This is a genomic window from Rhodococcus sp. 14-2483-1-1, assembly GCF_002259335.1.
Classification (GTDB): domain Bacteria; phylum Actinomycetota; class Actinomycetes; order Mycobacteriales; family Mycobacteriaceae; genus Rhodococcoides.
Window position 1 is genome coordinate 215777 of record NZ_NPFX01000015.1, and the last position, 24777, is coordinate 240553.

General features: G+C 65.2%; 25 protein-coding genes. 14 read left to right on the top strand and 11 right to left on the bottom strand.

What is annotated here, in order from left to right; translation table 11 throughout:
• Positions 1-19 precede the first annotated feature (19 nt).
• Positions 20-1789: a helix-turn-helix domain-containing protein gene (locus CH294_RS16345; RefSeq protein ID WP_249305332.1), complete on the top strand. Its 1770-nt coding sequence runs from the start codon at positions 20-22 to the stop codon at positions 1787-1789.
• Here the strand turns inward: CH294_RS16345 and CH294_RS16350 are convergent.
• On the bottom strand, positions 1775-2764 hold the full coding sequence (locus tag CH294_RS16350; RefSeq protein WP_094738526.1) for an SDR family NAD(P)-dependent oxidoreductase: 990 nt from the start codon (positions 2762-2764) through the stop codon (positions 1775-1777). The genes CH294_RS16345 and CH294_RS16350 overlap by 15 nt on opposite strands.
• 71 nt (positions 2765-2835) lie before the next feature.
• Between CH294_RS16350 and CH294_RS16355 the strand changes: the two genes are divergently transcribed.
• From CH294_RS16355 to CH294_RS16370, 4 genes are all read left to right on the top strand, one after another.
• Positions 2836-4749 carry an alpha-amylase family protein gene (locus CH294_RS16355; RefSeq protein WP_094738527.1) on the top strand — a complete coding sequence of 638 codons (1914 nt, stop codon included), beginning with the start codon at positions 2836-2838 and terminating at the stop codon, positions 4747-4749.
• 73 nt (positions 4750-4822) lie between these two features.
• Positions 4823-5779 (top strand): alpha/beta hydrolase family protein, encoded by a 957-nt coding sequence (locus tag CH294_RS16360; protein WP_037153491.1) that lies wholly within the window; start codon positions 4823-4825, stop codon positions 5777-5779.
• A 16-nt stretch (positions 5780-5795) separates the two neighbouring features.
• Complete coding sequence (locus tag CH294_RS16365; protein WP_037153490.1) at positions 5796-6155, top strand: VOC family protein; 360 nt, start codon at positions 5796-5798, stop codon at positions 6153-6155.
• 10 nt (positions 6156-6165) lie between these two features.
• Positions 6166-6639: an SRPBCC family protein gene (locus CH294_RS16370; RefSeq protein ID WP_094704128.1), complete on the top strand. Its 474-nt coding sequence runs from the start codon at positions 6166-6168 to the stop codon at positions 6637-6639.
• Here CH294_RS16370 and CH294_RS16375 read toward each other — a convergent pair.
• Both CH294_RS16375 and CH294_RS16380 read right to left on the bottom strand, forming a co-directional pair.
• Positions 6605-7486 (bottom strand): PE-PPE domain-containing protein, encoded by an 882-nt coding sequence (locus tag CH294_RS16375; RefSeq protein ID WP_094738528.1) that lies wholly within the window; start codon positions 7484-7486, stop codon positions 6605-6607. The genes CH294_RS16370 and CH294_RS16375 overlap by 35 nt on opposite strands.
• A 75-nt stretch (positions 7487-7561) precedes the next feature.
• Positions 7562-8935, bottom strand: coding sequence for a WS/DGAT domain-containing protein (locus CH294_RS16380; protein ID WP_141216514.1), 1374 nt, complete (start codon positions 8933-8935; stop codon positions 7562-7564).
• Positions 8936-9129: 194 nt separating this feature from the next.
• Between CH294_RS16380 and CH294_RS16385 the strand changes: the two genes are divergently transcribed.
• Positions 9130-10482: a sialidase family protein gene (locus tag CH294_RS16385; protein WP_141216515.1), complete on the top strand. Its 1353-nt coding sequence runs from the start codon at positions 9130-9132 to the stop codon at positions 10480-10482.
• Positions 10483-10543: 61 nt separating this feature from the next.
• On the opposite strand, the gene CH294_RS16390 is transcribed toward CH294_RS16385, so the two are convergent.
• Positions 10544-11365, bottom strand: a complete 822-nt coding sequence (locus tag CH294_RS16390) for a hypothetical protein (protein ID WP_094738530.1) — start codon at positions 11363-11365, stop codon at positions 10544-10546.
• Between the two features lie 133 nt (positions 11366-11498).
• Positions 11499-12077 carry a TerD family protein gene (locus tag CH294_RS16395; protein WP_032380864.1) on the bottom strand — a complete coding sequence of 193 codons (579 nt, stop codon included), beginning with the start codon at positions 12075-12077 and terminating at the stop codon, positions 11499-11501.
• A gap of 228 nt (positions 12078-12305) precedes the next feature.
• Here CH294_RS16395 and CH294_RS16400 point away from each other — a divergent pair, with 228 nt between their 5' ends.
• Entirely contained in the window at positions 12306-13055 is a 750-nt protein-coding gene (locus tag CH294_RS16400; protein ID WP_094738531.1) for a DUF1906 domain-containing protein, read from the top strand.
• A 128-nt stretch (positions 13056-13183) separates the two neighbouring features.
• Here CH294_RS16400 and CH294_RS16405 read toward each other — a convergent pair whose 3' ends face one another.
• The gene (locus tag CH294_RS16405) at positions 13184-14044 is read right to left on the bottom strand and encodes a hypothetical protein (protein WP_094738566.1); all 861 of its coding nucleotides are present in this window, start codon (positions 14042-14044) and stop codon (positions 13184-13186) included.
• A 339-nt stretch (positions 14045-14383) separates the two neighbouring features.
• Here CH294_RS16405 and CH294_RS16410 point away from each other — a divergent pair, with 339 nt between their 5' ends.
• Entirely contained in the window at positions 14384-15562 is a 1179-nt protein-coding gene (locus tag CH294_RS16410) for a mannosyltransferase (protein WP_052077608.1), read from the top strand.
• On the opposite strand, the gene CH294_RS16415 is transcribed toward CH294_RS16410, so the two are convergent.
• Positions 15507-15788, bottom strand: a complete 282-nt coding sequence (locus tag CH294_RS16415; RefSeq protein ID WP_032402993.1) for a 4a-hydroxytetrahydrobiopterin dehydratase — start codon at positions 15786-15788, stop codon at positions 15507-15509. The two genes, CH294_RS16410 and CH294_RS16415, sit on opposite strands and share 56 nt — an antisense overlap.
• Positions 15789-15802: 14 nt before the next feature.
• On the opposite strand from CH294_RS16415, the gene CH294_RS16420 reads away from it, so the two are divergent.
• The gene (locus CH294_RS16420; protein ID WP_032380578.1) at positions 15803-16228 is read left to right on the top strand and encodes a (deoxy)nucleoside triphosphate pyrophosphohydrolase; all 426 of its coding nucleotides are present in this window, start codon (positions 15803-15805) and stop codon (positions 16226-16228) included.
• Here CH294_RS16420 and CH294_RS27520 read toward each other — a convergent pair.
• Positions 16194-16370: a hypothetical protein gene (locus tag CH294_RS27520; protein WP_094609726.1), complete on the bottom strand. Its 177-nt coding sequence runs from the start codon at positions 16368-16370 to the stop codon at positions 16194-16196. The genes CH294_RS16420 and CH294_RS27520 overlap by 35 nt on opposite strands.
• A 175-nt stretch (positions 16371-16545) precedes the next feature.
• Here CH294_RS27520 and typA point away from each other — a divergent pair, with 175 nt between their 5' ends.
• The 5 genes from typA to CH294_RS16445 all read left to right on the top strand — a co-directional run bounded on the left by typA (position 16546) and on the right by CH294_RS16445 (position 22087).
• Complete coding sequence (typA, locus tag CH294_RS16430; RefSeq protein WP_032365354.1) at positions 16546-18483, top strand: translational GTPase TypA; 1938 nt, start codon at positions 16546-16548, stop codon at positions 18481-18483.
• A gap of 103 nt (positions 18484-18586) precedes the next feature.
• Positions 18587-20395: an ABC transporter family substrate-binding protein gene (locus CH294_RS16435; protein WP_094738532.1), complete on the top strand. Its 1809-nt coding sequence runs from the start codon at positions 18587-18589 to the stop codon at positions 20393-20395.
• A 77-nt stretch (positions 20396-20472) separates the two neighbouring features.
• On the top strand, positions 20473-21366 hold the full coding sequence (mshB, locus tag CH294_RS16440; RefSeq protein WP_037153827.1) for an N-acetyl-1-D-myo-inositol-2-amino-2-deoxy-alpha-D-glucopyranoside deacetylase: 894 nt from the start codon (positions 20473-20475) through the stop codon (positions 21364-21366).
• Positions 21367-21409: 43 nt separating this feature from the next.
• Positions 21410-21568 carry a hypothetical protein gene (locus CH294_RS27525; RefSeq protein WP_008714214.1) on the top strand — a complete coding sequence of 53 codons (159 nt, stop codon included), beginning with the start codon at positions 21410-21412 and terminating at the stop codon, positions 21566-21568.
• A 66-nt stretch (positions 21569-21634) separates the two neighbouring features.
• A complete protein-coding gene (locus tag CH294_RS16445; RefSeq protein WP_032380580.1) occupies positions 21635-22087 on the top strand; it encodes a hypothetical protein in 453 nt (150 codons plus the stop codon).
• Here CH294_RS16445 and CH294_RS16450 read toward each other — a convergent pair.
• From CH294_RS16450 to CH294_RS16460, 3 genes are read right to left on the bottom strand one after another with little or no spacing between them, the layout of a single operon-like run.
• A complete protein-coding gene (locus CH294_RS16450; protein WP_094738533.1) occupies positions 22014-22715 on the bottom strand; it encodes a uracil-DNA glycosylase in 702 nt (233 codons plus the stop codon). The genes CH294_RS16445 and CH294_RS16450 overlap by 74 nt on opposite strands.
• 6 nt (positions 22716-22721) lie before the next feature.
• Positions 22722-24170, bottom strand: coding sequence for a PH domain-containing protein (locus CH294_RS16455; RefSeq protein ID WP_249305337.1), 1449 nt, complete (start codon positions 24168-24170; stop codon positions 22722-22724).
• A 59-nt stretch (positions 24171-24229) separates the two neighbouring features.
• Entirely contained in the window at positions 24230-24709 is a 480-nt protein-coding gene (locus CH294_RS16460) for a PH domain-containing protein (RefSeq protein WP_094738535.1), read from the bottom strand.
• Positions 24710-24777 lie beyond the last annotated feature (68 nt).

Genomic DNA, 24777 nt, shown 5'->3' on the forward strand with positions numbered 1-24777 from the left:
GCCAATGTAGGTTTTCTCTATGTCGCCCGTGAAGTCATGGATGGAATTGCTGCTGGCCGATGCGTCCATCGACGAACTGGAAGCCCACCGTCGAACACATCCAGGTGCCGAGGCGCACGCGGCCTCGCGGCTGCGCGCATTGCTCGATCAGCGCAAACAGCGCAGCACCGAACTGTCGGCGCTGAACGACATCGCGGTGCGCCTGACGACCGTGCGAGACAACCGGATTCTGCTGCAGGAGGTGGTGGACCAGGCGCGCACACTTCTGGGCGTGGATCTGGCCTACATGGGTTCGGTGTACGGGAACGAGTTCGTCATCGAGGTCACCAGCGGTGCACTGACGCCGAAGCTCGTGGGCATCAGGCTCGCGCAGGACGAGGGGCTGGTCGGCCTCATCGTGCGCGGAGCCTCACCGTCGTGGACTCCCGACTATCAGAACGAACCTGCCTTTCGGCACATCACCGGCGCAGACAGCGCAGCGCGATCGGAGAACATGCGCGGTTTGTTGGGCGTACCGCTGCGGGTGGGCGACCGTGTGATCGGCGCATTGTTCGCGTGCAAACGGTCGGAGCGGGATTTCGCAGACAGTGAGATCGCTCTGCTGTCGGCACTGGCCGCACACGCGGCCATCGCCATCGAGAACGTTCGGGCGATCGACAAACTCGAAACTCTCAACGCCGAGTTATCCCTTCGCACGGCGGAATTGGAACAAACGCTGCAGTGGGACCGCACGTTGACCCAGGTCGTGCTCCAAGGGGGTGGGGTGCGAAGCCTGGTTCGGGAGGTAGCTGCGGCCACCGAACGCCCGGCGTACTTCGTGGCGGATGTCGCGTCCGTGCCGGCTGCGCTGGAGTACACGGCAACCACGGTCGAAACCCTCGTCGACCGCTGTAGGGAGGGCGCGGATACGGCCGTCGACGACGCGATGACCGCTCACCGGGTGGTAGCAGCGGGTCACTTTCTGGGGGTGCTGATCTCCGTCGGACCCGAGGACCATCAAACCCGTTTGCTTCTCGATCGGGCCGCGCCGGCCATTGCGCTGTCGCTGGCCGAGGAGCGTGCAGCAGCGGAATCTGCACGCCGCGCGCAGGACGCCTTTCTGGTGGATCTGCTTCTTCATCCCATCTCGTCACCCGATGACGAACGCAGGCAGTTCCACCGTGCCGGACTGACGCCGGACGTGACGTACTGCGTGGCAGTGGGGCAAGGGAATGCGTCGAGAGCCGAGTTCGAAGCCATTGCACTACCTCCGGGATCAGTCGTGGCGGAGCAGGGTTCGAGGGTTCTGCTGGTCGTGCCTGCCCGAGAATCCGCTGCCGTTCGCCGCATGATCAACACCCGTGCGACGGTAGGAATTTCCGAGCCCGCGCGAGGTGCCGACGCCCTGGCAACGGCATTCCGCGAGGCGCAACAAACCGTCGATGTTCTGACGACCCTGGGCAGGGACGGTGAAGTGTCCTCGGCCCGCGGTCTGGGGATCTATCGAATCCTGCTCAGCCACATGGCCCGTGAGCACTTGGACGAGCTCACCGAGGAACTGCTCGGCCCCTTGATGGCGGAGCAGAACAAGCGCGGGGTTCCGCTGATGGAGACGCTGTCGGTGTATCTCGCACACGGACGGCACCATTCGGCTACGGCGTCGAACCTGGGTGTGCACGTCAACACGCTCTACCAACGACTCGAGGCGATCGATCGGCTGATCGGTACGCAGTGGCGCGACCCGGACGACGCCCTCGATCTTCAGGTGCTGATGCGGTTGCGCAGATCGGCCGACCTACTCGGTCTGTGAGTCACCGGCCGCGGGTTCGATCTCGATTCCCGTTGCCTCGACCACGCCGGCCCACAAAGCATCTCGCACGCGAGGTGAATCTCCACGCCAGGAAGGGTAATGAGTCGGGCGCGGCGCACGGTCGTGCCAAAATGTGCCGGTGCTGGTCAACGCGGGATCGGCTGCCACGAGCCAGACGATGGTATCGGCCCCGTCGTCGGCGCTGCGTAGAATCGGCTTCATCACCGAACCGAACAGTGGCATCGATCCGGTGACGCCGGGAGTGGCCGCCCAGCCGGGGTGCATGCTGTGCACCACCGGGTCGTTCTCGAGTGAAAAGCGTTCGGCCAGTTGCTCGGCCACCACCACCTGCATGCGCTTCGTGCGCGCGTACGCCGTCATGCCGGAGTACTTGCCGTTCTCGTACTCGAAGTCCGAGTTCTGCAGCGGCACCGCATACATGCCGCCGCTCGAGACGAACACAACTCGCGATCCGGCGTCGAAGAGCTCGCGCAATCCCACGGTCAACGCGACCGGCCCGAGAACGTGGGTAGCGAAAGCGGATTCGTGTCCCTGCGCAGAGAGTTGCCGTCCATCCGGCATCACCCCGGCGCAATGTACGAGCGCGTGCACGGCCGTGAGCTCGGAGGCCAACGTCGCGATCAACGCCGCCACGGAATCGAGATCGCTGATGTCGCACTCGTGCACTACGAGAGAGGCGTCGGGCACCTCGGTTCTGATGGCCGCGGCGGCGGACTCGAGTCGGTCGGCGGATCGGCCGACCATGTGCACCCGAGCCCCGAGCCGCGCGAGTTCTTTCGCGGTGGCGGCTCCCAAACCGGACGACGCGCCGGTCACCACCATGTCGATGGGGGAGGGGAACGGCGTCGGATCCGCGGCCCAGAATCGTCGACGCACCGTGGCACCGATGCGGGAGTATCCGGGAACGATTGCTCTGTCGAGGATCGTGTCGACCGTGCGGCTCAGCAATGACATGCCGCTCTGATACCCCGCGGTAACCGGATGTATGCGCGTCCGCACGCTGGGGTCGATGCCAGAATGAGTCCATGGTTCACCCCGCCGTCTCCGACGTCACCCGCGAGATACTCGCCGAACTTCCCGCACACCGACGCGAGACGTTCGAGTTGCGTCTCGAGCAGTGGTTTCCCGATCTGCACGACGCGGTCACCGCCGTCTATCCCGATCCCGACGCCGTGGCGGCCGGACTGGTGGACATCGCCGCTCGCGCCTATGCCGCCCGAGCCGAGGATCTGCACAGGCTCGATCAGCGTCGACTGCTCGAGCCCGACTGGTTTCAGCAGCCCGACATGTTCGGCTACGCCTGTTACGTCGACCGGTACGGACAGACGCTGCGCGGGGTCGGCGAGCGGCTCGACCATCTGACCGACCTCGGTGTCACCTACCTGCACCTGATGCCGTTGCTGCAGCCAAGGCCCGGCGACAACGACGGCGGATACGCGGTGATGGACTACCGCGCCGTGCGAGAAGACTTGGGAACCAACGAGGATCTGCGCACCCTCGCGCAGACGCTGCGTCGACGCGGTATCAGCCTGGTGGTCGACCTGGTTCTCAATCACGTTGCTCGCGAGCACGAGTGGGCAGCCAAGGCGCGTGCCGGTGATCCGAAATACCGTGACTACTTCCTGATCTATCCCGATCGGACCACTCCGGACTCGTACGAGCGCACTCTCCCCGAGGTATTTCCCGACTTCGCTCCCGGCAGCTTCACGTTCGACGACGAGCTCGGCGAATGGGTGTGGACGACGTTCAACGAATGGCAGTGGGATCTGAACTGGGCCAATCCTGCTGTGCTGCAAGAGTTCGCGAGCGTAGTGCTGCATCTGGCCAACCTGGGGGTGGAGGTGCTGCGCCTCGACGCGATCGCGTTCCTCTGGAAGCGGCTCGGCACCAACTGCCAGAATCAACCCGAGGTGCATGCGGTCACCCAGGCCCTGCGCGCCACCGCTCGACTGGCTGCTCCGGCCACGTTGTTCAAGGCCGAGGCAATCGTCGGACCCCGCGATCTGCTGCCGTACCTGGGTCAGGGGCGGCACACCGGACGAGTCTCGGACATCGCCTACCACAACTCGTTGATGGTGCAGGTCTGGTCGATGTTGGCTACGGGCAGTACGGCTTTGGCGCGTCACGCGTTGGCGTCGCTGCCCCCGACGCCGCCGAGTGGCACCTGGGTGACCTACGTTCGCTGCCACGACGACATCGGCTGGGCCATCGACGACGGCGACGCAGCGTCACTCGGACTTTCGGGCGCAGGGCATCGGCACTTTCTGGCCGACTGGTACTCCGGTGAATTCGAGGGCTCCTGGGCCGAAGGTCTCGTGTTCCAGTACAACCCGGACACCGGGGACCGCCGGATCAGCGGAACCGCGGCCGCGCTCACCGGCCTTGGCCCGTCCCGCCTGGATCCCGACGGCGCGTTCGGGCGAATCTTTCTGTCGCACGCCATCATTGCCGGTTGGGGCGGTATTCCCGTCGTGTGGAGCGGGGACGAGCTCGGCTCCCCGGGAGACCCGAAATGGGCAGACGAACCGGCTCATGCCGAGGACAACAGGTGGGTGCATCGCCCCCGCGTCACCGACGCCGACCGCGCCGGTCGGTTCGAGCAGGGAAGCGACGCGCAGCGGGTGTTCGACGGTATCGCTCGAATCGCGAAGGTACGCGCCGGTCTGCCGATGCTGCACGCCGAGGCACCGGTGGACGTGCAGACCGAGTCGGACGACGGTCTGCTCGTCGTGCGCAGGCGTCATCCGAGCGGCACCCTGGTCGGCCTCTACAACGTGACGGCCGACCATCGACCGTTTCCCCACGCGCAGCTGATCGAGCTCGGCATCCCGGCTCCGACCGAGGTGCTCTCGCAACACGATCTGCACGTCGACGACTCCGGATCGGTGTGGTTGCCCCCGTACGCGGCGTGGTGGATCGTCGACAGCCCGCTGCGCTAGAAGGAGCGTTACCGTGACCGGGCTGTTACCCTCCCCGAGACGGTCGGTCGATACGAACAAGGGGACAATCTCCATGCTGCATGCTCGGATACGAAGTCTGGTGCTCGCTGTGGTGGCGGTATTGGTAGCCACGATGGCAACGGTGCTGATGGGGACCGGTGTGGCAAAGGCCGATTCCGAGCTCGTCTACGTCTACTCGCCGTCGATGGACAAGGACATCCCGATCAAGGTGCTCAAAGCTGCCGGTGGGGGACCCGCGCCCACCCTGTATCTGCTCGACGGGCTGCGCGCGCCCGAGGACAACAGCGGTTGGCTGATCGAGACCGACGTCGAGAGCTTCTTCGCCGACAAGCACGTCAACGTGGTCATTCCGTTCGGTGGCGGCGGAACCTTCTACTCCGACTGGCAGCGCGACGACCCCAAGCTCGGACGAGTGAAGTGGGAAACCTTCCTCACTCAGGAACTGCCGCCCGTCATGGCCGATCGTTTCGGCAGTGACAACGTCAACAATGCCGTCGCAGGACTGTCGATGAGCGGAACCTCCGCGCTCAACCTGGCCGCGCATCGTCCGGATTTCTACAAGGCGGTGGCATCGTTCAGTGGCTATCCGACCGCGAGCAGCCCCGGATTTGCGCAGGGCATCTCGGTGGCCGTCGGCGAAATGGGCGGCAACGCTCGCAACATGTGGGGCAGCTGGCCGTCCGCGGACTGGATCCGCAACGACCCGTCCCTCAACGTCGGCGCGTTGCGCAACACGGCAGTCTTCGTCTCTTCGGGGAGCGGCTCACCGGCTACGGACCCTGTGTTCAACCCGGCCAGCAGCAGCTTCGACCCGGTCAAGTTCGCGCAGATGGTTCCGCTGGAGACCGCCGCCGGCATGAGCAGCCGTGCATTCGTTCCGTTGCTGCAGGCCGCAGGCGGGCGACCCAACGTGAAGATCACCGGTACCGGTGTGCACTGGTGGAACCACTGGGAGCAGCATCTGCACGAGGCATGGTTCGAGACAATTGCCCCTGCGCTCGGCGGCTGATAGCTACTCTGTCGCCATGACGCCCCCGAGAATCACCGTCGACTACACGGTGCTGGACTGCCCGGAACCCGCTGAGCTGGCTCGCTTCTACAGCACCATCCTCGGCTGGGGATCGGTGGACGACGACGGCGACTGGGTGGTCGTCCATGGTCCCGGTGAACTCCGCCTGGCGTTTCAGCGGGCACCGGACTTCACCCCGATCGACTGGCCGAGCGAGGGCATCAAGATCCATCTCGACCTGGTGGTCGACGACATGGAACAAGCACGGGACTTCGTCGTCGACGCGGGGGCGACACTCATCGACCACGCGCAGTCCTCGTTCTGGGTGTACCGCGATCCCGCGGGGCACATCTTCTGCTTGTGCAAAAGAAAATGAAGGAACCGTCATGGCCAGCGAAACCCACCCGGTACTCGTCGAGCGATCGGCCCTCGTCCGGGCCGACGCCGCAACCGTGCACGGACTGATCGACAACTTTCACGAGTGGGTGAAGTGGTCGCCCTACGAGGGACTCGACCCTGGTCTACAGCGCACCTACACCGGTCCCGACGCTGGGGTGGGGGCGTCGTACTCGTGGTCGGGTAACCGCAAGGCCGGTGCCGGGACGATGACCATCACCGAGTCGATTCCGGCTGAACGAGTGGTGCTCGATCTTGCGTTCACCAAGCCGTTCGAGAACCGGAACGTCACGGCGTTCCTGCTCGAGCCTGACGCCGAGGGAACCCGAGTGACCTGGCGAATGTCGGGAAAACAGAACAAGCTCTTCGCTCTGATCGGAAAAGTGTTCTCGATGGACAAGCTCGTCGGACCGGATTTCGAGAAGGGCCTCAGGCAGCTCGCGGCTGTGGCCGAGAAGGGCTGAATCGGTCCTCGAGGCGGTCTGCCCGCTCGCTCAGCCAGCGCGCGAGTACCTGGCATCCGGTGAGTTCGCCGTCGTACGGTTCACGCGCGTACGCGATGTGGCGGCCGCCGCCGGGGTTGGCCCATTCGAATCGGTGCCAGCGCATCGACTGCGGCAGATAGCCGGCCACCTCGGTGGCCGCGGTGCGGAGGCGTCGAACATCCTTCACCCACTGGGAGGGTCGCAGGCGAGTTCGGGTCGCATTCTGGAAACTGTTGCTGCGCAGCAAGGTCCACAGTTCGCGAAGCCAGATTCTCGGGGTGCGAAACGACATCCAGCGGGTGAGGTCGGCGATGTCGCGAATCAGGCTGTCGTCGCTGGCGTTACAGATCATGTCGGTCTCGAGGCCGATCCACCGAACCGGAATCGACTCGGGCAGAGCCGGACCCGTGCCTGCGACCCCTCGTCCAGCGCATCCGCTCACCGCGCCGGCCGGTTGCTGGGGATCGGACACCAAGCCCGCAGCGACGATTCGGGTGCCGTCGATCGTTCCGTCGGCGACGAGTCCGAGCACCTCGCGCACAACGGTCGCACCTTGGGAATAGCCGATCAGTGCGATCGGCCCGGTGGTGCCTTCGACTGCGCGACGGAGGCGTCGGACGCCGATGTCGGCACTGTGCCGGAAGCACAGTCCGCCGAGTGAGACGGGACCGTACGACGCCGGGTAGCCGACCCATCGGCCGACGAAACGGTCGTCGAGTTCACCGACCACACAGGCGAGCAGTCCGGTCACCGACGTCCGGTGGTCGGACGGATGCGATTCTCCGGTACCCCCGACTGCGAGGACGGTGACCTGATCGTGGTTCATGGTGTCGAGTCTGGCGGTCGAACCTGAGCTCGTCGCCCGGCAAATGCTGAGAACTGTCTGGCAGTTCGGTCCCGATCAGGTCAAGGCAGCGCGCACCTGTTCGAGGGCGTCGCGTAGCAGCGCCTCGTAGCGGTCCGGGTCGGGTACGGCGGCGCTGTTGGACGTGATTCCGATGGTGACGGTAGTGCCGATGCCGTGTATTCCGTGGGTCAGGCTCATGGCGGGGGAGAGGGCGGGAAAGCCTGTGGTGAACCGGACGGCACCGCCGCAGAGCGTCAGATCCGCGGCACCACGCGAGACGCTGGACACGACGGTGTTGCCGGTGACCGTCGGTGGCGTCGCGGTCGGATCGAACTGCGCGACTCCCCATTCGGCCAGAAACGCCGGCACGTGTACTTCGACCTCGTCTTGGGAGGCGCGGGCCGCCTCCGTCAGTGGATGACTGGCGCGAACTCTCCGTGCGGCCAAGTCGTCCGAGATGAGGCGCATGCGTGTGCGAATATCCGGCTCTGCGGTGAACAGCCCGACTCCCACGTTGCCGAAGTTGTTGCGCGCGGATCCACGCGTCTGTCGCGCGAGAGTCACCTCTGCGGCCAGATCGCCTGGAGTGTCGAGAAAGGCTTGCAGTGCAATCGATATGGCGGTGAGTGCGAACGCGGTGACCGTGGTGCCCTCGGCGTGCAGATCGGACTTCGGAAGAACGATGGTCCGCACGGACGTCCGGCCGGTGGGCGGTACGTCGAGGGTTGTCAGGGCCCGCGACCGAGCAGGCGGCGGGATCGAACCCGAGTCGGTGGCTCGCCCGAGGGCCAGCGCGTCCCGTCGAGCGCGTAGACCGCCGCGGACCATCAGCGCCATGCGCAGCGGAAGGACTGCAGCGGCACGCACTGCGGAGGCCAGTTCGGTCCCGGTGGAACGCGAGGTGCTCTCGGTTGCGGGCGGGAGTCGATGTGTGCCGAAGAGGTCGCGGGCGGTCTTCGATGCCAGGGCCCCGTCGGCCGCTGCGTGCGAAAGTTGAAGTACAGCAACGATAGCCGGTCCTGCTCCGCCAGGAGCGTCGGAGACCTGCGAATGCAGCTGCAGACACCACACCGATACTCGGGGGTCCACCTGATGCTCGAACGACGACGAGATCGCATCGAGGCATTCCGACCAGGTGCGCGGTGCCCGGTGCACGATGATCGCGTCGGTGCACGGATTCGCGGACGTCCACCGGGGATGGTCGAGGCCGAGAGGCGCATCGGTGACGTGTCGGCTCAGTACGTCGATGCGAGCGCTACGTTCGAGCAGTCGGACCACCTCGGCATCGAGGTCGTCGGGCCCGGTGTCGAAGCAGTACAGCAGAAACTGGTCGCTGGGGATCTTCGACGCCATCCAGTACGCCCGTGCATCGGCCGGGTGCAGACGCATCGGCCCGGGGCGATTGGCGTCGGGGCGATCGCGGGGCACACGGTAGAGCCTAAGCGCCGCGGCCGGACCGGACCGGTTACGAACTGACCAGTTCGGTTCTGTGAACTCTCACCACCACGGGCCGAGGACTTCTTCGATTGCCTCGGCGATTACTCGCCGAATCCCCGTTAGCCTGGGTCGATGCATCGCCTCGCCCTCCGTACGCAACGCCGCGAACCGGCATGGTCGGTGTCGTGACGCCCAGAGTTGCTTCGGGCTATCGGGCGGGTCTGCGTTCCTCGACCAACGCTGCCGCCTCGGCCGACTACGTCACCGACATCTCCTACACGGAGTACGGCTCGGCGGCCTGCACCCTCGGGGTCGCGTCGGACAACACCGTTTTTCTCGCCCCTGCCTTCACCGTCGACGGGATCGGTGTGTTGCGGTCGTCGGACTTCGGAAAGTCATGGCGCGCATCGGTTCCGGAGGGCATGCAGAACGGTGGACGTCGGCCGTACCTGTACTTCGACGATGTCGACGACCGACTGTTTCTCCATGCCGGCACATTCGGCGCGGCACCGCAGCGCCTGTTTCGGACGGGATTCGCTCTCGGGGTCAGTGACGACCGAGGTGAAACCTGGCGCATCCGCAAGGTGGCGTCCAAAGCCAGAACGAACGCGAAAATCTTTGCTGGACCACGTAATTCGAGCAGTGCGAGGGTGACGTACCTGTCTGCTCCGACGCCGTTCGTGCTACGTGTACGACCGCTGATCAACGTGACCCGTCAGGTGATCTGGCGGTCCTACGACGGCGGCGTGAAGTGGGAAGTGGCCGGCGGATTCGACATCGATCCGAAGAACATCCCCGGTCTACCGAGCCGCGAGTACGTCACGTTCGGCAAGGGCGTCGTCGGCCCGGATGGAACGGTCTACATCGGCGGCCGTTACGGTCGACGGTTCGCCGTGGCAGTCAGTCACGACGAGGGTCTGACCTGGGATGTCCGCATGGTCCCCGGGTCGGCACTGGCGCGGTACCACAACCCACTGCATTTTCTGCTGCGCGGTTCGCGCTATCGGCTGCCGGAGTCGACGGCCGTCGACGACGAGGGCAACGTCTACGTGGTGTGGCCGGACCGCGACGGAGTGCTCCATGCCGCCTGGTCCTTCGACGGAACGGTGACCTGGTCGAGGCCGGTGGTCGTCTCCGCGCCCGGAGTGCGCGATGCCCGCCTCGCCGCCATCACCGCCACCGGGTCCGGGCGAGTGGGCATCGCCTATTACGGGCGTGAGCGAGGGCGCGCATTCCACGGTTTCATCGCACAGTGTCGTGACTTTCGCACCGGCCGCCCGGTGTTCGTCGGCGGCAAGTACAACGAACCCGACGCACCACTGTTTCCGCATGGCTTCCGCGGTGGCGTCAAGGATTTCGCGTTGGGACGCTCACTCGACGACATCGTTCGGGTGCACTTCGCCCCCAACGGTGACCTGCTCACGGGAGCCGCGATGCAGATGCGAGGAAGGAACCGGCAGCGTCCCTGGGCGGTGCGCTCGGAACGCACCGAGATGCAGGCAGTAGTGGGGAGGCTGGGCCGAGCAGTCGGAGCATGAGCAGCGAAGGCCCTGCAGCGCGCGCTGCAGGGCCTTCGCTTTCGATATCAGTCGACGTTGATCAGGCGACGTTGACCAGACCCACGGTGGGGAAGAAGAAGCAGCTCTTGTCGGTGCCGTCGATTCCCTTGTGGTTCACCGTGCCGAACACCGCCGCAAGGACGGTTCCCGATCCGGTTTCCACGGGCACGGCGCGCGCACCGGCAGCGGGCAATGCATTGAGTGCGTTGACCACGAGAGGCCGGGCCAATTCCTTCAACTCTGCCGGGATGCCGGAGTTGTCGAGGATCGACTGGGCGAGAGTGGTGGCCAGCCCACCGAAGTCGGCGAAGCCGCCCTGCAGGGTGTTGACGTTGAACCACGCCACCTGCATGCCGGACTTGTCGGCCGAGTCGTTCACGATGCCGGCCGGAACGAATGCGAACATCGTCTCGCCCTTGTTCACCGCGTTGAGTTCGGGCACGGCGATGGAGGGCAGGCCGGGCAGAGTGGCGATCGGCGGCACGGTCAGCTGGGGCCACGGTCCGCCGGCGCCACCGGCGACGCCCGGGACGATGCCGAGGGGTGAGGCACCCGTCGCCGCGCAGTTGACGGCCGCAGTCGGGTAGAAGAACGGGGTGATGCCGAAATCGGTCAACGCCTTGTTGGCTGCGTTCAGCGCGGCGAACGGATCGGTGCTCGCATCCTCGGCGACCGGGGTGCGTGAGTCGGCGATGGCATTCGCGGCCTCGAGAGATGCACCGCCCTGACCCTGCAGTGCGGCAATTGCCTGAGCCAGCGGATCTACCGGTGCCGGCTCCGCTGTCGCGGTAGCGGGGACTGCGAGCAATGCTGCGCAGGAGAGCGCGAGCGCGCCCGCCAGACGGCTGAGGCGTCGAGACATGTGTGACTCCTGTGACTGATGTGGCTTATGTTGCGGTTGCGCTGATATCACCACACATCATCTCGACCTCACAAGTTCTGCCGGAATCCGTTGTTCAATCGAGACGGTCCGATCGAGACGGTCCACGAACAGTTCAGCCCACGTCGATGCCGAAGTCCCGAACGATTCCTTCCAGGCCCGATGCGTAGCCCTGGCCGATGGCGCGGAATTTCCATTCGGCACCGCGGCGGTAGAGCTCACCGAACACCATGGCGGTTTCGGTGGAGGCATCCTCGCTGAGGTCGAAGCGGGCGAGTTCGCGTCCGTCGGACTTGTCGACGACGCGGATGAAGGCGTTGACGACCTGACCGAAGTTCTGCCCCAGCGCGTCTGCGTTGTGAATGGACACCGGAAAGACGATGGAGTCGACCTCCGGGGTCAGGGCCACCAGGTCCACATCGATGCTCTCGTCGTCGCCCTCGCCTTCACCGGTGCGGTTGTCGCCGGTGTGCTCGATGGCACCGTCGGGGGAGCGCAGGTTGTTGTAGAAGACGAAGTAGAGGTCGCTCAGCGCCTTCTTGGTGGTGCCGAGGCCGATGGCGCTGGCATCGAGATCGAAGTCGCCGCCCGTGGTTGCACGGACGTCCCAGCCCAGTCCGACGGAGACAGCGGTCAGGTTCGGTGCTTCCTTCGTCAGTGAGACATTTCCACCCTTGGCGAGAGTTACGCCCATGTCCATCCACTCCTTCGCAGGTTCGTCCGTGCATCGTCGTACCCACCCTATTCATGCCTGCCGTCGCGGTGCCCGAGTTGCCGGTGTGAACCACGGGAGGAGTGTGAGGGGTGTGAACAGTGGGGCTGGCGGTACCGATGGGTTTGTGGTGGGATACGACAAAAGATCACAAATTATCAGTGGTGGTGCAGTTCTGTGAGTAGGCGCGCCGCGGCGATCGATCGAACGATGGAGATTTCAGTGCAGGTTTCGCGACGTGAACTGTTCAAATACGCCGCCGCAGGGTCCGCTGCCGCCGTCGGTCTGGTTGCGCTGGGGACGGCGACCGCGCACGCGGACGCCGGACTGGGAACACTCGTCGACTATTCGGGCGGGGTGCCGTCGGCCTCGGCGATCAAGCAGGCCGGTCACCTCGGGGCGGTGCGGTACGTCTCCGATCGCAGACCCGACGCGAACTGGATGATCGGCAAGCCGATGCGTAAGTCCGAGGCCGACTCGCTGACCTCAGCCGGACTGGAGGTGGTCTCGAACTACCAGTTCGGAAAAGGAGCGACGTCGGATTGGCGCGGTGGGTACGCAGCGGGGGTGAAGCATGCCAAGCGCGGCCTCGAACTCCACACGGCTGCCGGAGGTCCCGCGGACCGCCCGATCTACGCGTCGATCGACGACAATCCCTCCGCGGTGGAGTTCGCGACTCTGATCGCGCCGTACATCCTGGGTTGGCAGTCGGTGATCGGGGCCGAGAACACCGGCATCTATGCCAATTCGCCTACTATCGAATTGGCCTCGGTAGCCGGTCTCGGCCAGTGGTATTGGCAGCACAATTGGGGGACCCCGAAGGGCTTCGTTCACCCGGCGGCGCATATTCATCAGATCCGGATCGACAAGGATTCTGTCGGCGGAGTCAAAGTGGACATCAACAATATTCTCAAAACCGATTACGGGCAGTGGTCGAAATCCGCCGCCGATATCACCTGAATTACATCGATGTAATTCCACGGTGTTTGTTGCATTCCATTATGTAAGTCGACTGTCCGAAACATCTTCGAAAGGATTTCGCCCCCGGCTGACGAACAGCCGGGGGCGAAATGCGTCGTGCGCAGGAACTACGGAACGTAGACCGTTCCGATGGTAGGCAGGAAGGTGCAGCTGCGGGGAGCGGCCGCGGGATCTTCCTTCGACTGCGTGGTGATCGAGCCGGAGACCACCGACAGAACGCGTCCGGGACCGGTATCGGCAATGGCCGACAACGTAGCCGGGCCGTCGGCGTTGATCTTCGCCGCGCCGGTCAGGTCCTGTGTTCCCGAGCGGCGGTTGTCGATGTTGAGCCAGGTGACGGTGAGCGGAGCCGGCTGCTCGGCGGCGATGGGGGCGGTGCCGAGCGCAGTGAACACGAAACCGGCCTGGCCCGCGGCCGGTCCGGGAGGAGGCAACGTGGCCGGGCCCGGTACGGCGAGAGCAGTTCCGACGGAATCGGCGGTGTCGGAGATGCACCCCTTGCCGAGCGTCGGGTAGAGGAATTGAGCGATGGCCGGTCCGTCGGCGGGCAGTTCCGGACCACCGCCGCCGGATCCGTCCAGGAAGGTGATGACGGACTCGAGCAGCGACTTGACTTGCTCTGGCAGCTGCGCCGTTTCGAGCAGAGCGCGAGCCTGGCTCAACAGATCTGCGGCCGGAGCGGCTCCGACATCGGCGGGTCCAGCGGCAGCACCGACGATCGCGGGCGCGAACGAGGCGAGCGCCTCGATGTCGGCCAGGTTGGGCATGGGCTCACCGGGAGCGGGAAGGAACTGAGCGATCAACGCGGCGGGATCGGCCGGTGCAGCAGGCAGATCGGCGGGCGCCATGGGCACCAGAGGCTGTGCGGATGCGCTGGTCGGCACGACGAGTGCGGCGGCTGCTGCAACGGCAAATGCCGTCACTACGCGACGCGTTCCGCGGGTACGAAGCACGGTGATAATCCCCATTCTGATCATGACGCGGGCCCCGGCGACAGCCGGTGCTCGAGGGGTCACTCTATGTAGCGCGATCCCCGATGTACAGCCGTTGACGTCGAACCCTCCCCGTCGCAACTGTGCCAGGGCAGTCTATGTGGTCCACGCTGCGAATTCTCCGCAGGGACAAACAATAGCCTGTTACTGGAGTTATCAGTGTTAAAGGTGATGCAAATGTTACTCGTCTACCCACGTGGTTAGGGAAGGCCTGTGACGACCTATAAGCTTCGTTATCGATATACAGCACCGATACCGAACGGAACCGCACGCACAGTGAACCGACTCGTTCGGCTGGCCCCCGTTCTGTTGGCGATGTCGGTGATCAGCCGCTTCGTCTGGGCCTTCGTGACACCGAACGGCATGAACCTCGTCGATCTGCACGTGTATGTAGAGGGCTCGGCGGCGCTGCTGGGCGACAACCTGTACGACTACACCTACTCGGTGCAGACCCCGGACTTTCCGCTTCCGTTCACGTACCCACCGTTCGCAGCCCTGGTGTTCTTCCCACTGCATTACCTGCCGTTCACGGTGGTCGGCGTTGTCTGGCAGGCCGCGACCATGGCCGCGTTGTTCGCGGTGGTTCGGCTGGCGCTGTCGATGGTGCTGGGTGACGGGCGTGCCGCAGAACCGCGCTGGGTGCGGATCGCGATGCTGTGGACCGCCCTGGGGCTGTGGTCCGAACCCGTACGGACAACTCTCGACTACGGCCAGGTCAACGTTTTTCTGGTGCTGCTGGCGCTACTGGCCGTACGCAGCTCGCGGTGGTGGGTCGCAGGCGGCCTGGTCGGCTTCGCCGCGGGAATCAAGCTGACCCCGGCCATCACCGGCCTGTACTTCCTGGCCACGCGCAGGTGGAAGGCCGCAGCATTCTCGGCCGTGGCCTTCGCGCTGACGGTGGCGGTCAGTTACGCGGTGCTCGGGCATCAGGCCGCCACCTACTTCACCACGTTGCTCGGCGACGCCGACCGCATCGGGCCCGTCGGTTCGGTCTGGAATCAGTCTCTGCGCGGAGCGCTGAGCCGGATCGTGGGCGAGGACGTCGGCCAGGGGCCGCTGTGGATCGCCGCCGCAGTGATCGCCACGGTCCTTGCCGTGTCGGCATGGCGAGCACTCGATCGCCGCGACTACCTGGGAACCCTTGTCATCGTCCAACTCCTCGGCCTGTTGGTGTCGCCCATCTCGTGGTCGCACCACTGGATCTGGGTGATTCCGATGGTGATCTGGCTGGTGCACGGTCCACTGCGCAACATCGCCGGTGCCAGACTCGTCGCGGGATACTGGCTGGTGACGGTCACGGTGGGGGTGCCGTGGTTGCTGAGCTTCTTCCAGGAATCGATCTGGACCATCCCTCGCCCCGGGTTCGAGGCATGGGCGGGGGCCGTCGACGTGATCGGCTCTGCTCTCTTCCTCGGCTGGGTCGTCTGTGCGGGACGCATCAGTGCGCGATCAGCTCGTCGATCCGACGCGCCAGATCCACATCCTTCTGCGTGAGACCGCCGGCAGAGTGCGTCGAGAGCGTGAAGGTGAGCGTCCGCCACCTGATGTCGATATCGGGGTGATGGTCCGCCTCCTCCGCGGCGTCGGCCACGCGGTTCACCGCCTCGATGGCTGCTGGGAACGAGCCCAGTTCGACGGTTCGCGTCAGGGATTTTTCCACCACCGTCCAGTCGGTGAGCCGGGCGTCCTCGATGTCGCGGTCGGTCAGCAGTTCGGTCATAGAAAGATGGTGGCATGTCCGGTACCCCTACCGCCGTGGTTGTCGCTGCCGCGTTGATCGAGAACGGCCGACTCCTGCTCGCGCAACGAACCCGTCCGCCGGAGCTGGCCGGCCGCTGGGAACTGCCGGGCGGCAAGGTGGAGCCGGGGGAGTCCGAGGACGCAGCGCTCGCGCGTGAGCTTCGCGAGGAATTGGGAGTCGAGTGCTCCATCGGTGCCGCGCTGAACGGCGATGTCGATCTCCCCGGCGGACTGGTGCTTCGCACCTACCGCGCGGCGCTCGTCTCGGGAACCCCTGCGGCGCTGGAACATTCGGCTCTGCGGTGGGTGGACGCCGAGACGCTGCCGACGATGGATCTGGTCGATGCCGACCGACTCTGGCTACCCGAGCTCCTGGACATCCTGCTCACTTCGCCCGAGCGGTCTTCAGGCCCTTCTTGAGGTCTTTCTTGGTTGCACCCGCCGATTCGAGCTTCTTCATTCGCATGATGACGACCGGGCATTTGATGCACCGAACCTTCTTGCGGCAGCATTTTTTCTTGGGCTTCATCCCCGAGACATCTGCGGCCTTTATCTTGCCCATGAGCACCAAGACTAATGGGTGGCGCAGGTCACAGACCTGAGGGTGGCGCGGGGCACTGTCGAACTACGGGTAAACTCGATCAGTCGCGAGAACCTCGCGGTGCAGCGCGCTTCTCTAGCGACATAAGCCCGCTAGCGAACAAGAGCCCGCATTCGACTCCAGGAGAATTTTTCGCGTGAGCGCCCCAAGCAGTGCAGACAACATCGACAGCACCACTACATTTCGCAACGTCGCCATCGTTGCACACGTCGACCATGGCAAGACCACCCTGGTCGACGCCATGCTTCGGCAGTCCGGCGCGTTCGAGGAACGTGCCGAAGCGATCGACCGCGTCATGGACTCGGGTGACCTCGAAAAAGAAAAAGGCATCACGATCCTGGCCAAGAACACGGCCGTTCACAAGCGCAATGCCGACGGCACCATCACCGTCATCAACGTGATCGACACCCCCGGCCACGCCGACTTCGGCGGAGAGGTCGAGCGCGGCCTGTCCATGGTCGACGGCGTCGTCCTTCTCGTCGACGCATCGGAGGGCCCGCTGCCGCAGACCCGTTTCGTGCTGCGCAAGGCGCTCGCCGCGTCGTTGCCGGTGATCCTGGTCGTGAACAAGACCGACCGTCCCGACGCGCGTATCGAAGAGGTCGTCTCGGAGAGCCACGACCTGCTGCTCGATCTGGCGTCCGATCTCGACGACGAAGCGTCCGAGGCAGCCGAGCTCGCACTCGACCTCCCCGTCCTCTACGCCTCCGGTCGTGAGGGCAAGGCCTCGAAGGTCCAGCCCCAGAACGGACACGCTCCCGACGCCGAGAACCTCGACGAGCTGTTCGAGGTTCTGCTCAGCTACGTTCCAGCGCCCAAGGGCAACGTCGACGCGCCACTGCAGGCGCACGTCACCAACCTCGACGCATCTGCGTTCCTCGGCCGTCTCGCCCTGGTCCGCATCCACAACGGTCAGCTCTCCAAGGGCCAGACCGTGAGCTGGATGCGTGAGGTCGACGGCGAGCCCGTCGTCCAGAAGGCCAAGATCACCGAGCTGCTCAACACGATCGGCGTCGAGCGCGTTCCCGGCGAGAAGGGTGTCGCAGGAGACATCGTCGCCGTCGCGGGCTTCCCGGACATCATGATCGGTGACACGCTCGCCGACCTGGAGAACCCGGTCGCTCTCCCGCGTATCACCGTCGACCAGCCCGCCATCTCGGTCACCATCGGCACCAACACGAGCCCGCTCGTCGGACGCGTCAGCGGCCACAAGCTCACCTCGCGCATGGTCAAGAGCCGCCTCGATCAGGAGCTCATCGGCAACGTCTCGCTCAAGGTCCTCGACATCGGTCGCCCCGATGCCTGGGAGGTTCAGGGTCGTGGCGAGCTCGCACTTGCCATCCTCGTCGAGCAGATGCGTCGTGAAGGCTTCGAGCTCACTGTCGGCAAGCCCCAGGTGGTCACCCAGCAGGTCGACGGCAAGCTGCACGAGCCCTTCGAAGAGCTCATGGTCGACACACCGGAGGAGTACCTCGGTGCGGTCACTCAGCTGCTCGCCGCACGCAAGGGCAAGATGGTCCAGATGACGAACCACGGCGCAGGCTGGGTTCGTATGGAATTCATCGTTCCCTCGCGTGGCCTGATCGGTTTCCGCACCGAGTTCCTCACGGACACTCGCGGTACCGGCATCGCCAACGCCGTGTTCCACGGCTACGCGCCGTGGGCCGGCGAGATCCGCGCCCGCCACACCGGTTCGCTCGTCTCGGACCGACACGGCACCGTCACCCCGTTCGCGATGATCCAGCTGGCCGACCGCGGCACGTTCTTCGTCGAGCCGGGCGCAGACACCTACGAGGGCATGGTCGTGGGCATCAACCCGCGTCAGGAAGACCTCGACATCAACGTCACCCGCGAGAAGAAGCTGACCAACATGCGTCAGTCCTCGGCAGACGTCATGGAGACCCTGGCCAAGCCCAAGAAGCTGGACCTGGAAATGGCCATGGAGTTCTGTGCAGGCGACGAGTGCGTCGAGGTGACCCCCGAGGTCGTCCGCGTCCGCAAGGTGCACCTCGATTCCAATGAGCGCGCCCGTGAGCGTTCACGCAGCAAGACTCGCGACAAGGCTGCTCTGTAAGACTCATCTCGTGCGGGAGAAGCGACGTGTCACTTTTGTGGGGCGTCGCTTCTCCTGTACCGGTAGCCGATCACGAAGGAGATCCTCGTTGCGCAACGTGCTGATGCCGGCGGTTCTGGTTTCTGCCATCGCACTGGTACTCACTGCGTGCACCGCGGATCCGCCACCTCCCATCGAGAGCGTGGAGACGCCGGTCAGCACGACGATGGTTCCGGCCAAGACCGGTGATCCGGTGGTCGTCGCCATCGACGACGTCGGGATCGGATTCAACCCGCACTTGCTGGCAGATCAATCGCCCGCAACGGCCGCGGTGAGTTCCCTGGTGCTACCCAGCCCGTTTCGGCCGATTCGCAACGCCGACACCGGGGTGACCACCTGGGAACCCGACCTGTCGCTGATGATCTCGGCCGAGGTGACCTCGCAGTCGCCGTTCACCATTCGTTATCAGCTGCGCAACGAGGCGCAGTGGTCCGACAGCGCACCGATCGCCGCCGAGGACTTCCGCTACCTGTGGCAGCAGATGATCACCCAACCCGGTGTGGTCGATTCCGCCGGGTATGCCCTGATCAGCGACATCGCGTCCTCGGGCGGGGGCAAGACGGTCGACGTGACTCTCGAATCGCCGTACCCGGCGTGGCAGCGCTTGTTCACGGACCTGGTGCCCTCGCACTTGCTCAAGGACTCGCCCGGCGGTTTCCAAGGTGGTCTCACCGACAACGTGCCGGTCTCCGGATCCCGGTTCAACATCAAAACCGTCGACCAGGGTCGTGACGAGATTCTGCTCGAGCGCAACGACCGCTTCTGGGGCGAGCCCGCGTCGCCCGATCAGATCCTGATCCGCCGCGGCGGTACCCCCGCGCAACTGGCCGATTCTCTGCGGTCGGCCGACGCCCAGATCGCCCAGGTTCGTGGTGACGCGGCCTTGCGAGCGCAGCTCTCGGCAATTCCCGGCGTCCGCACCGACACGATCCGGCAATCTCGGGTGCTGTCGATGACGGTCAACGGGCGAGCGGCCAATATGTCGGATTCCATTGTGCGCCAGGGTATTTTCGGCTTGCTCGATCCCAATCTGCTCGCCACCGTCGGGGCAGGTGGTGGCGCGACGGATCGTCGAGCTGCAGCGCAGCTCCTCTCTCCCTCCGACCCCGGATACACCGCGACGTCGCCCGCTCCCATCGGCAGAACCGCGGCCCTCGACCTGCTGCGACGCGCGGGCTTCGTTCCGACGCCCGACGCGGTGGTGACATCGACACCGAATGCAACCGCACCGACCACTGCAACCGCGCCGACGTCAACCGCCCCGGCAACCGGTACCCCGACCGCCGACCCGGCGACCACGAGTGCTCCGGTTCCGGGGGTGCCCCGTCTTGCCGACGCGACCGGTACCGCGTTGCGGTTCGTGATCGGTGCCGTCGAGAACGACGACATCGCGCTCGCTGTCGCGGGGACGGCTGCGGACGAGCTCGTCAGCGCAGGAATCGATGCGACCGTCACCCCACTGCCCGCCGACGAGTTGTATTCGACGGCGTTGACCGAGGGCACCGTCGATGCGGTGGTGGGCTGGAACAGCGCAGGAGTGGACCCGGCGACGGCGCTGGCATCACGGTTCGGCTGTGTCCAGGAGCCTGCAGCAGGCAGCGGCGACCGCGCGGCGGCCCCGCGAAATCTGTCCGGCCTGTGTGTTCCCGAACTCGGGCCGACCATCGACAGGGCTCTCGTGAACGGACTCGATCCGTCCGTCGCCACCAACGACGTCGAGCCCAAGCTGTGGTCCCTGGCGTCGACGTTGCCGATCATGCAGGACTCGTCGGTGGTGGCCGCAGTTCCCGGCATCACCGGCGTCTCCTTGACCGGCCCGATCGAGGTCGGCATCTTCGCCGACGCCGCGCAGTGGATACGGCCGCCCTCGTGACCGATCGCCGCGGCGACACCGCGACCAATGACGAAGTGAGCACTGGATCGATGACAGAGGCAGTGACGGAGCAGGCGATGACGGAGCCGCAGCGGCTTCTTCTCGTGCACGCGCATCCGGACGACGAGACCATCACCACCGGCGGCACCATTGCCCACTACGTTCGTGCCGGGGCCGACGTCACGGTACTCACCTGCTCGCTCGGCGAGGAGGGCGAGGTGATCGGCGAGACGTGGGCCGATCTGGTCGTCGATCGTGCCGATCAGCTGGGCGGCTATCGGATTCTGGAATTGCACCGCGCTCTCGCGGCGCTGGGCTGCAATCCGCCGCGCTTTCTCGGCGGAGCCGGCCGCTGGCGGGATTCCGGAATGGCCGGGACGTCTGCTGCCCGCAAGCCGCGTGCGTTCGTCAACGCGGACCGCGACGAGGCTCTCGGAGCGCTCGTGGCAGTGATGCGTGAGCTTCGGCCGCAGGTCGTCATCGGATACGACCCCGAGGGCGGTTACGGCCATCCCGATCATCAGCAGGTGCACTCGTTGGTGACCGAGGCCGTCGAGGTCTGCGGAACGGATTCCTACCCCCGGGCCGGGTCGCCCTGGGAGGTGTCGAAGTTCTACTGGACCGTCACCGGTCAGGACCAACTGCAGTCGGGACTCGCCGCGATCGACGACATTCCGGCCGGATGGCGACTGCCCCTCGACGGTGAGTTGCCCAGCGTGCCCGAGAGCACGATCACGACCAGCATCGACATTCGCGGTGTGCTCGATGCCAAGCGGGACGCGCTGCGCGCACACGCCACTCAGGTGACCGTCGCACCGTCGGGACGCGAGTACGCACTCTCCAACGACATCGCCCAGCCGATCCTGCTGGACGAGCAGTACGTGCTGGTTCGGGGCACACTCGGCGTCGATGGGACGGGCAGGGAGACCGACCTGTTCGCCGGCGTACTAGGCTGTGCTTCGCATCACTGAATGACCACAGGGTCGATCTCATCACAGCAGGGGCGGAACACATATGTACAACTGGGTAGTGCAGGACGCCATCGTCGCGTTCGTCGATTCTCTCAAGCCGCAGTTCGGCGCGCAGGCAGATCTGTACCAGTACGTTCTGGGTCAGATCGCCATGGGTGCGAGCAACTTGCTCACCTCGCTGGGCTATCCGCCGGTTTCCTGAGTGCCGGTGCCCGGTTTTTCGAATGCGATGCACTGAAACAACCCGGGTCAAGGCAGTATTGGGCGCATGATCTCGAAGGCCGCATCCAATACTGTCGCCCTGGTGTCCTGGGCGACCGTCGCAGTACTGGTGTTCGACGGCTTTCTCTCCGGAATTCTGTCGGTTTTCTTCTTGCCGACCTACCTCGGTTCGGTGCAATTCCCCATCAGCGCACTACTCGGCGGCATCGCCAACGTCGCGCTGATCCTGGCCGCGCGTAAGGTAGCCGAGCGGTCGATCTGGGTGGCGTCACCCCTGATCGGTTGGTTCGTCGCGGTGGTGCTGTGCATGCTGGGCGGCCCGGGCAACGATGTGCTGCTGCTCGCCGACTGGCGCACGATGCTGCTCATCATTGCAGGGGCGGGCCCGGCCGGTGTTCTGCTGTTCACGTTCCGGATGAAGGCGATCACAGCAAGCGTGCATGCCGACCCGCATCCCGAAGGACATCCTCGATCATCGTCGGCGTCAACAGTCCGGTGAAGGTGTTTCGCTGACTGACGTGGTAGCTGGCGAACACCGTGATCGAGCCCAGCTCCAGTCGAACTCCATGGCCGAATTTCGGAGCAGGCCTGGGTATTTCCCATCCGTTGGCGGCCAGTATCGGAAGCAGGGACTGCCAGCCGAAGGCGCCGAGAACGAGCACCGATCGCAACGTCGGACGAGGCAACCGCAGTTCGTCTTCCAACCACGGTGTGCACCTGTCTCGTTCGGCCGGAGTCGGCTTGTTCTGCGGCGGCGCGCAATGCACCGGGGCCGTGATGCGAACTCCGTTGAGCGTCAACCCGTCGCCGATATGTGTCGCGGTGGGTTGGCTTGCCAGCCCGACGGCATGCATGGCTCGGTACAACACGTCACCACTTCGATCGCCGGTGAACATTCGGCCGGTGCGGTTCGCCCCGTGTGCCGCCGGAGCGAGGCCCACTATCAGCATCGCCGCATCGGCCGGTCCGAATCCGGGAACCGCCTTGCCCCAGTAGCTTTCGTCTGCGAATGCTGCACGCTTCTCGGCGGCCACCTGTTCGCGCCACCGCACCAGGCGCGGGCAGGCGCGACATTGCGATACCGCGATGTCGAGTTGTTCGATGGTTTGCGGGCGTGCCTTCTTCATAGCGGGTCAGGTGCGTCGCAGCCAGATGTCTCCGGCTCCCGGGGTGACGGCGTCGATCATGGCCCACGCGTTCTCCACCGGGATGTCGATCACCTCGTAGTGGCCGACGCCTGCCGGAGTTGCCGCGACGATGGTCGCCACCCCGGCGCGGCGCTGGAAGAACGTCTGCCGCACCGTCCAGCCGATGATGCCCGCGGCCTCGAGGCTGTGCCGAGTTCTGTCCAGTGAGCCGTGCTGGGTGATGAGCCAGCCGGGCAGCACTGCGTGGCCGAGGCCTCGGTAGCGATCGTGAGCCAGGCCGACCGCGGCGACGAACAACACCCCGATCGCTGTCCACGCGAGGATCGGAATCGGCGCGCCGAAATACTGTGCAACGCCCAGGCCGGCGGCGATGACCAGCAGCGGCAGCGCTGCCCGGGTGTAACGGCGACGTCGCGCTGCGGGGCCGTGCTCGAGCAGTGGCCGGTCGGCGCCGCCGTGCAGACCGGCGTCGCCGAGCACCGTGGTCATCATTCGTAGAGCCTCGGCCTGCGGGGCCTGGGGGAGCAGCAGAGACGATTCCTTCTTCTCGGCGCTGACGCCGGTCATGATGGCGTCCAGGCGGGCACCGCTGACGGAACGCAGTAGCAGCGGTTGGGACAGGGAGGTGCCGCGCAGCCGCTTGCGGTCGAGTGTCGACTGACGGGTACGGAGCAGTCCGTGGCTGACGTGCAGGGTGCGACCCTGGTCGGTGACAGTGAGATTGGCGTAGGTCAACAGGTAGCGGACACACGCGAAGATGCTCGACACGACGAGCAGGGCGATGAGGGCTACGACGACGAACACGGCGATTCCGAACTGCTCGGCGGAGTCGATGCTGTTCGAGACCACCGACGACTCGGCCAGCGTCTGCCCCAGTCCGTACTGGAACAGCACGCCGACGGCAGCGGCGATGGTGACGATGCCGGTGATCGAGAACGGGGCGAATCGCACCCACGAGAACTGCCAGTGGGCAATCTCCACTTCGGGATTCGGTGCTGCGGTGGGGATACCGTCGGCTGCCGGAATCTGTCCCGACACTCGCTGCAGCAGATCGACACGCAGTGCGGGGACCAGCGAGGTGTCGAGGGCGTTGAGCTCGAAGGCCTCGCCCTTGCCCGCCTGCTGGCCGGTTCCGATCCGCAGGATCGACAATCCGAGCATCCGGTGCAGCACGTTCGCTTCCACGTCGACCGACCGAATCCTGTTGCGCGGGATGGACAGAACCTTCTTCTGCAGCACTCCGGTGCGCAGTTGCACATGTACCGGGCCGATCCGGTAGCTGGTGGTGAACCAGCGCAGAATTGCGAACACCACCACGACCGCGAGGATGCCGAGACTCCAGTAGTGGTTACCGCTCTGGCTGCCGACGAAGAACGAGATCAGCAGCACCGGCAGGATCTTGATGCCCTCGTTCACCGGGTGCACCAACAACATTCGCTTGTCCAGGCGTAGCCACGGTTGCTCTTCCTCGACGGCGAGGAGCTCCTGATCTGTCACGTTGCGTCTCCGACGGTGCGGCCGGCGATATCGGTCAGTCTGGCCACTGTCTTGTCTGCGACGTCTCGATCGAGTGCCGTGATCTTCACTGCTCCGGCCGACGACGCCGTCGTGACGGTGACCGTGGCCAATCCGAGCAACCGATCGAGCGGTCCACGCTCGGTGTCGACCGTTTGCACTCGCGAGATCGGCGCGATGCGGCGCTCCTGACTGAGCCAGCCGGTGCGGGTGTAGACCGCCGTGTCGCTGATCTCCCAACGATGGACGCGGTACCGCCACTGAGGAACGATCGTGATGTGCAGGGCCGCCAGCACTATCGATGCCACAAGGACGGCGACATGCGGCCACGAGGTCCACGTCGAGTCGACGACGGCCCAGACGATCTGGGCGACGAAGACCGGTAGCCACAGCAGACCGGCACTCAGAGCCCAGAGAAGACGTGCACGTGGAGACGGTTGCCACTGGGGGTCGGTCATCGTTGTCACGGCTACAAACCTAGAGGTGTCTTTTGGTATCCACCACCCCGAGTCGGAGTGGGGGCGGC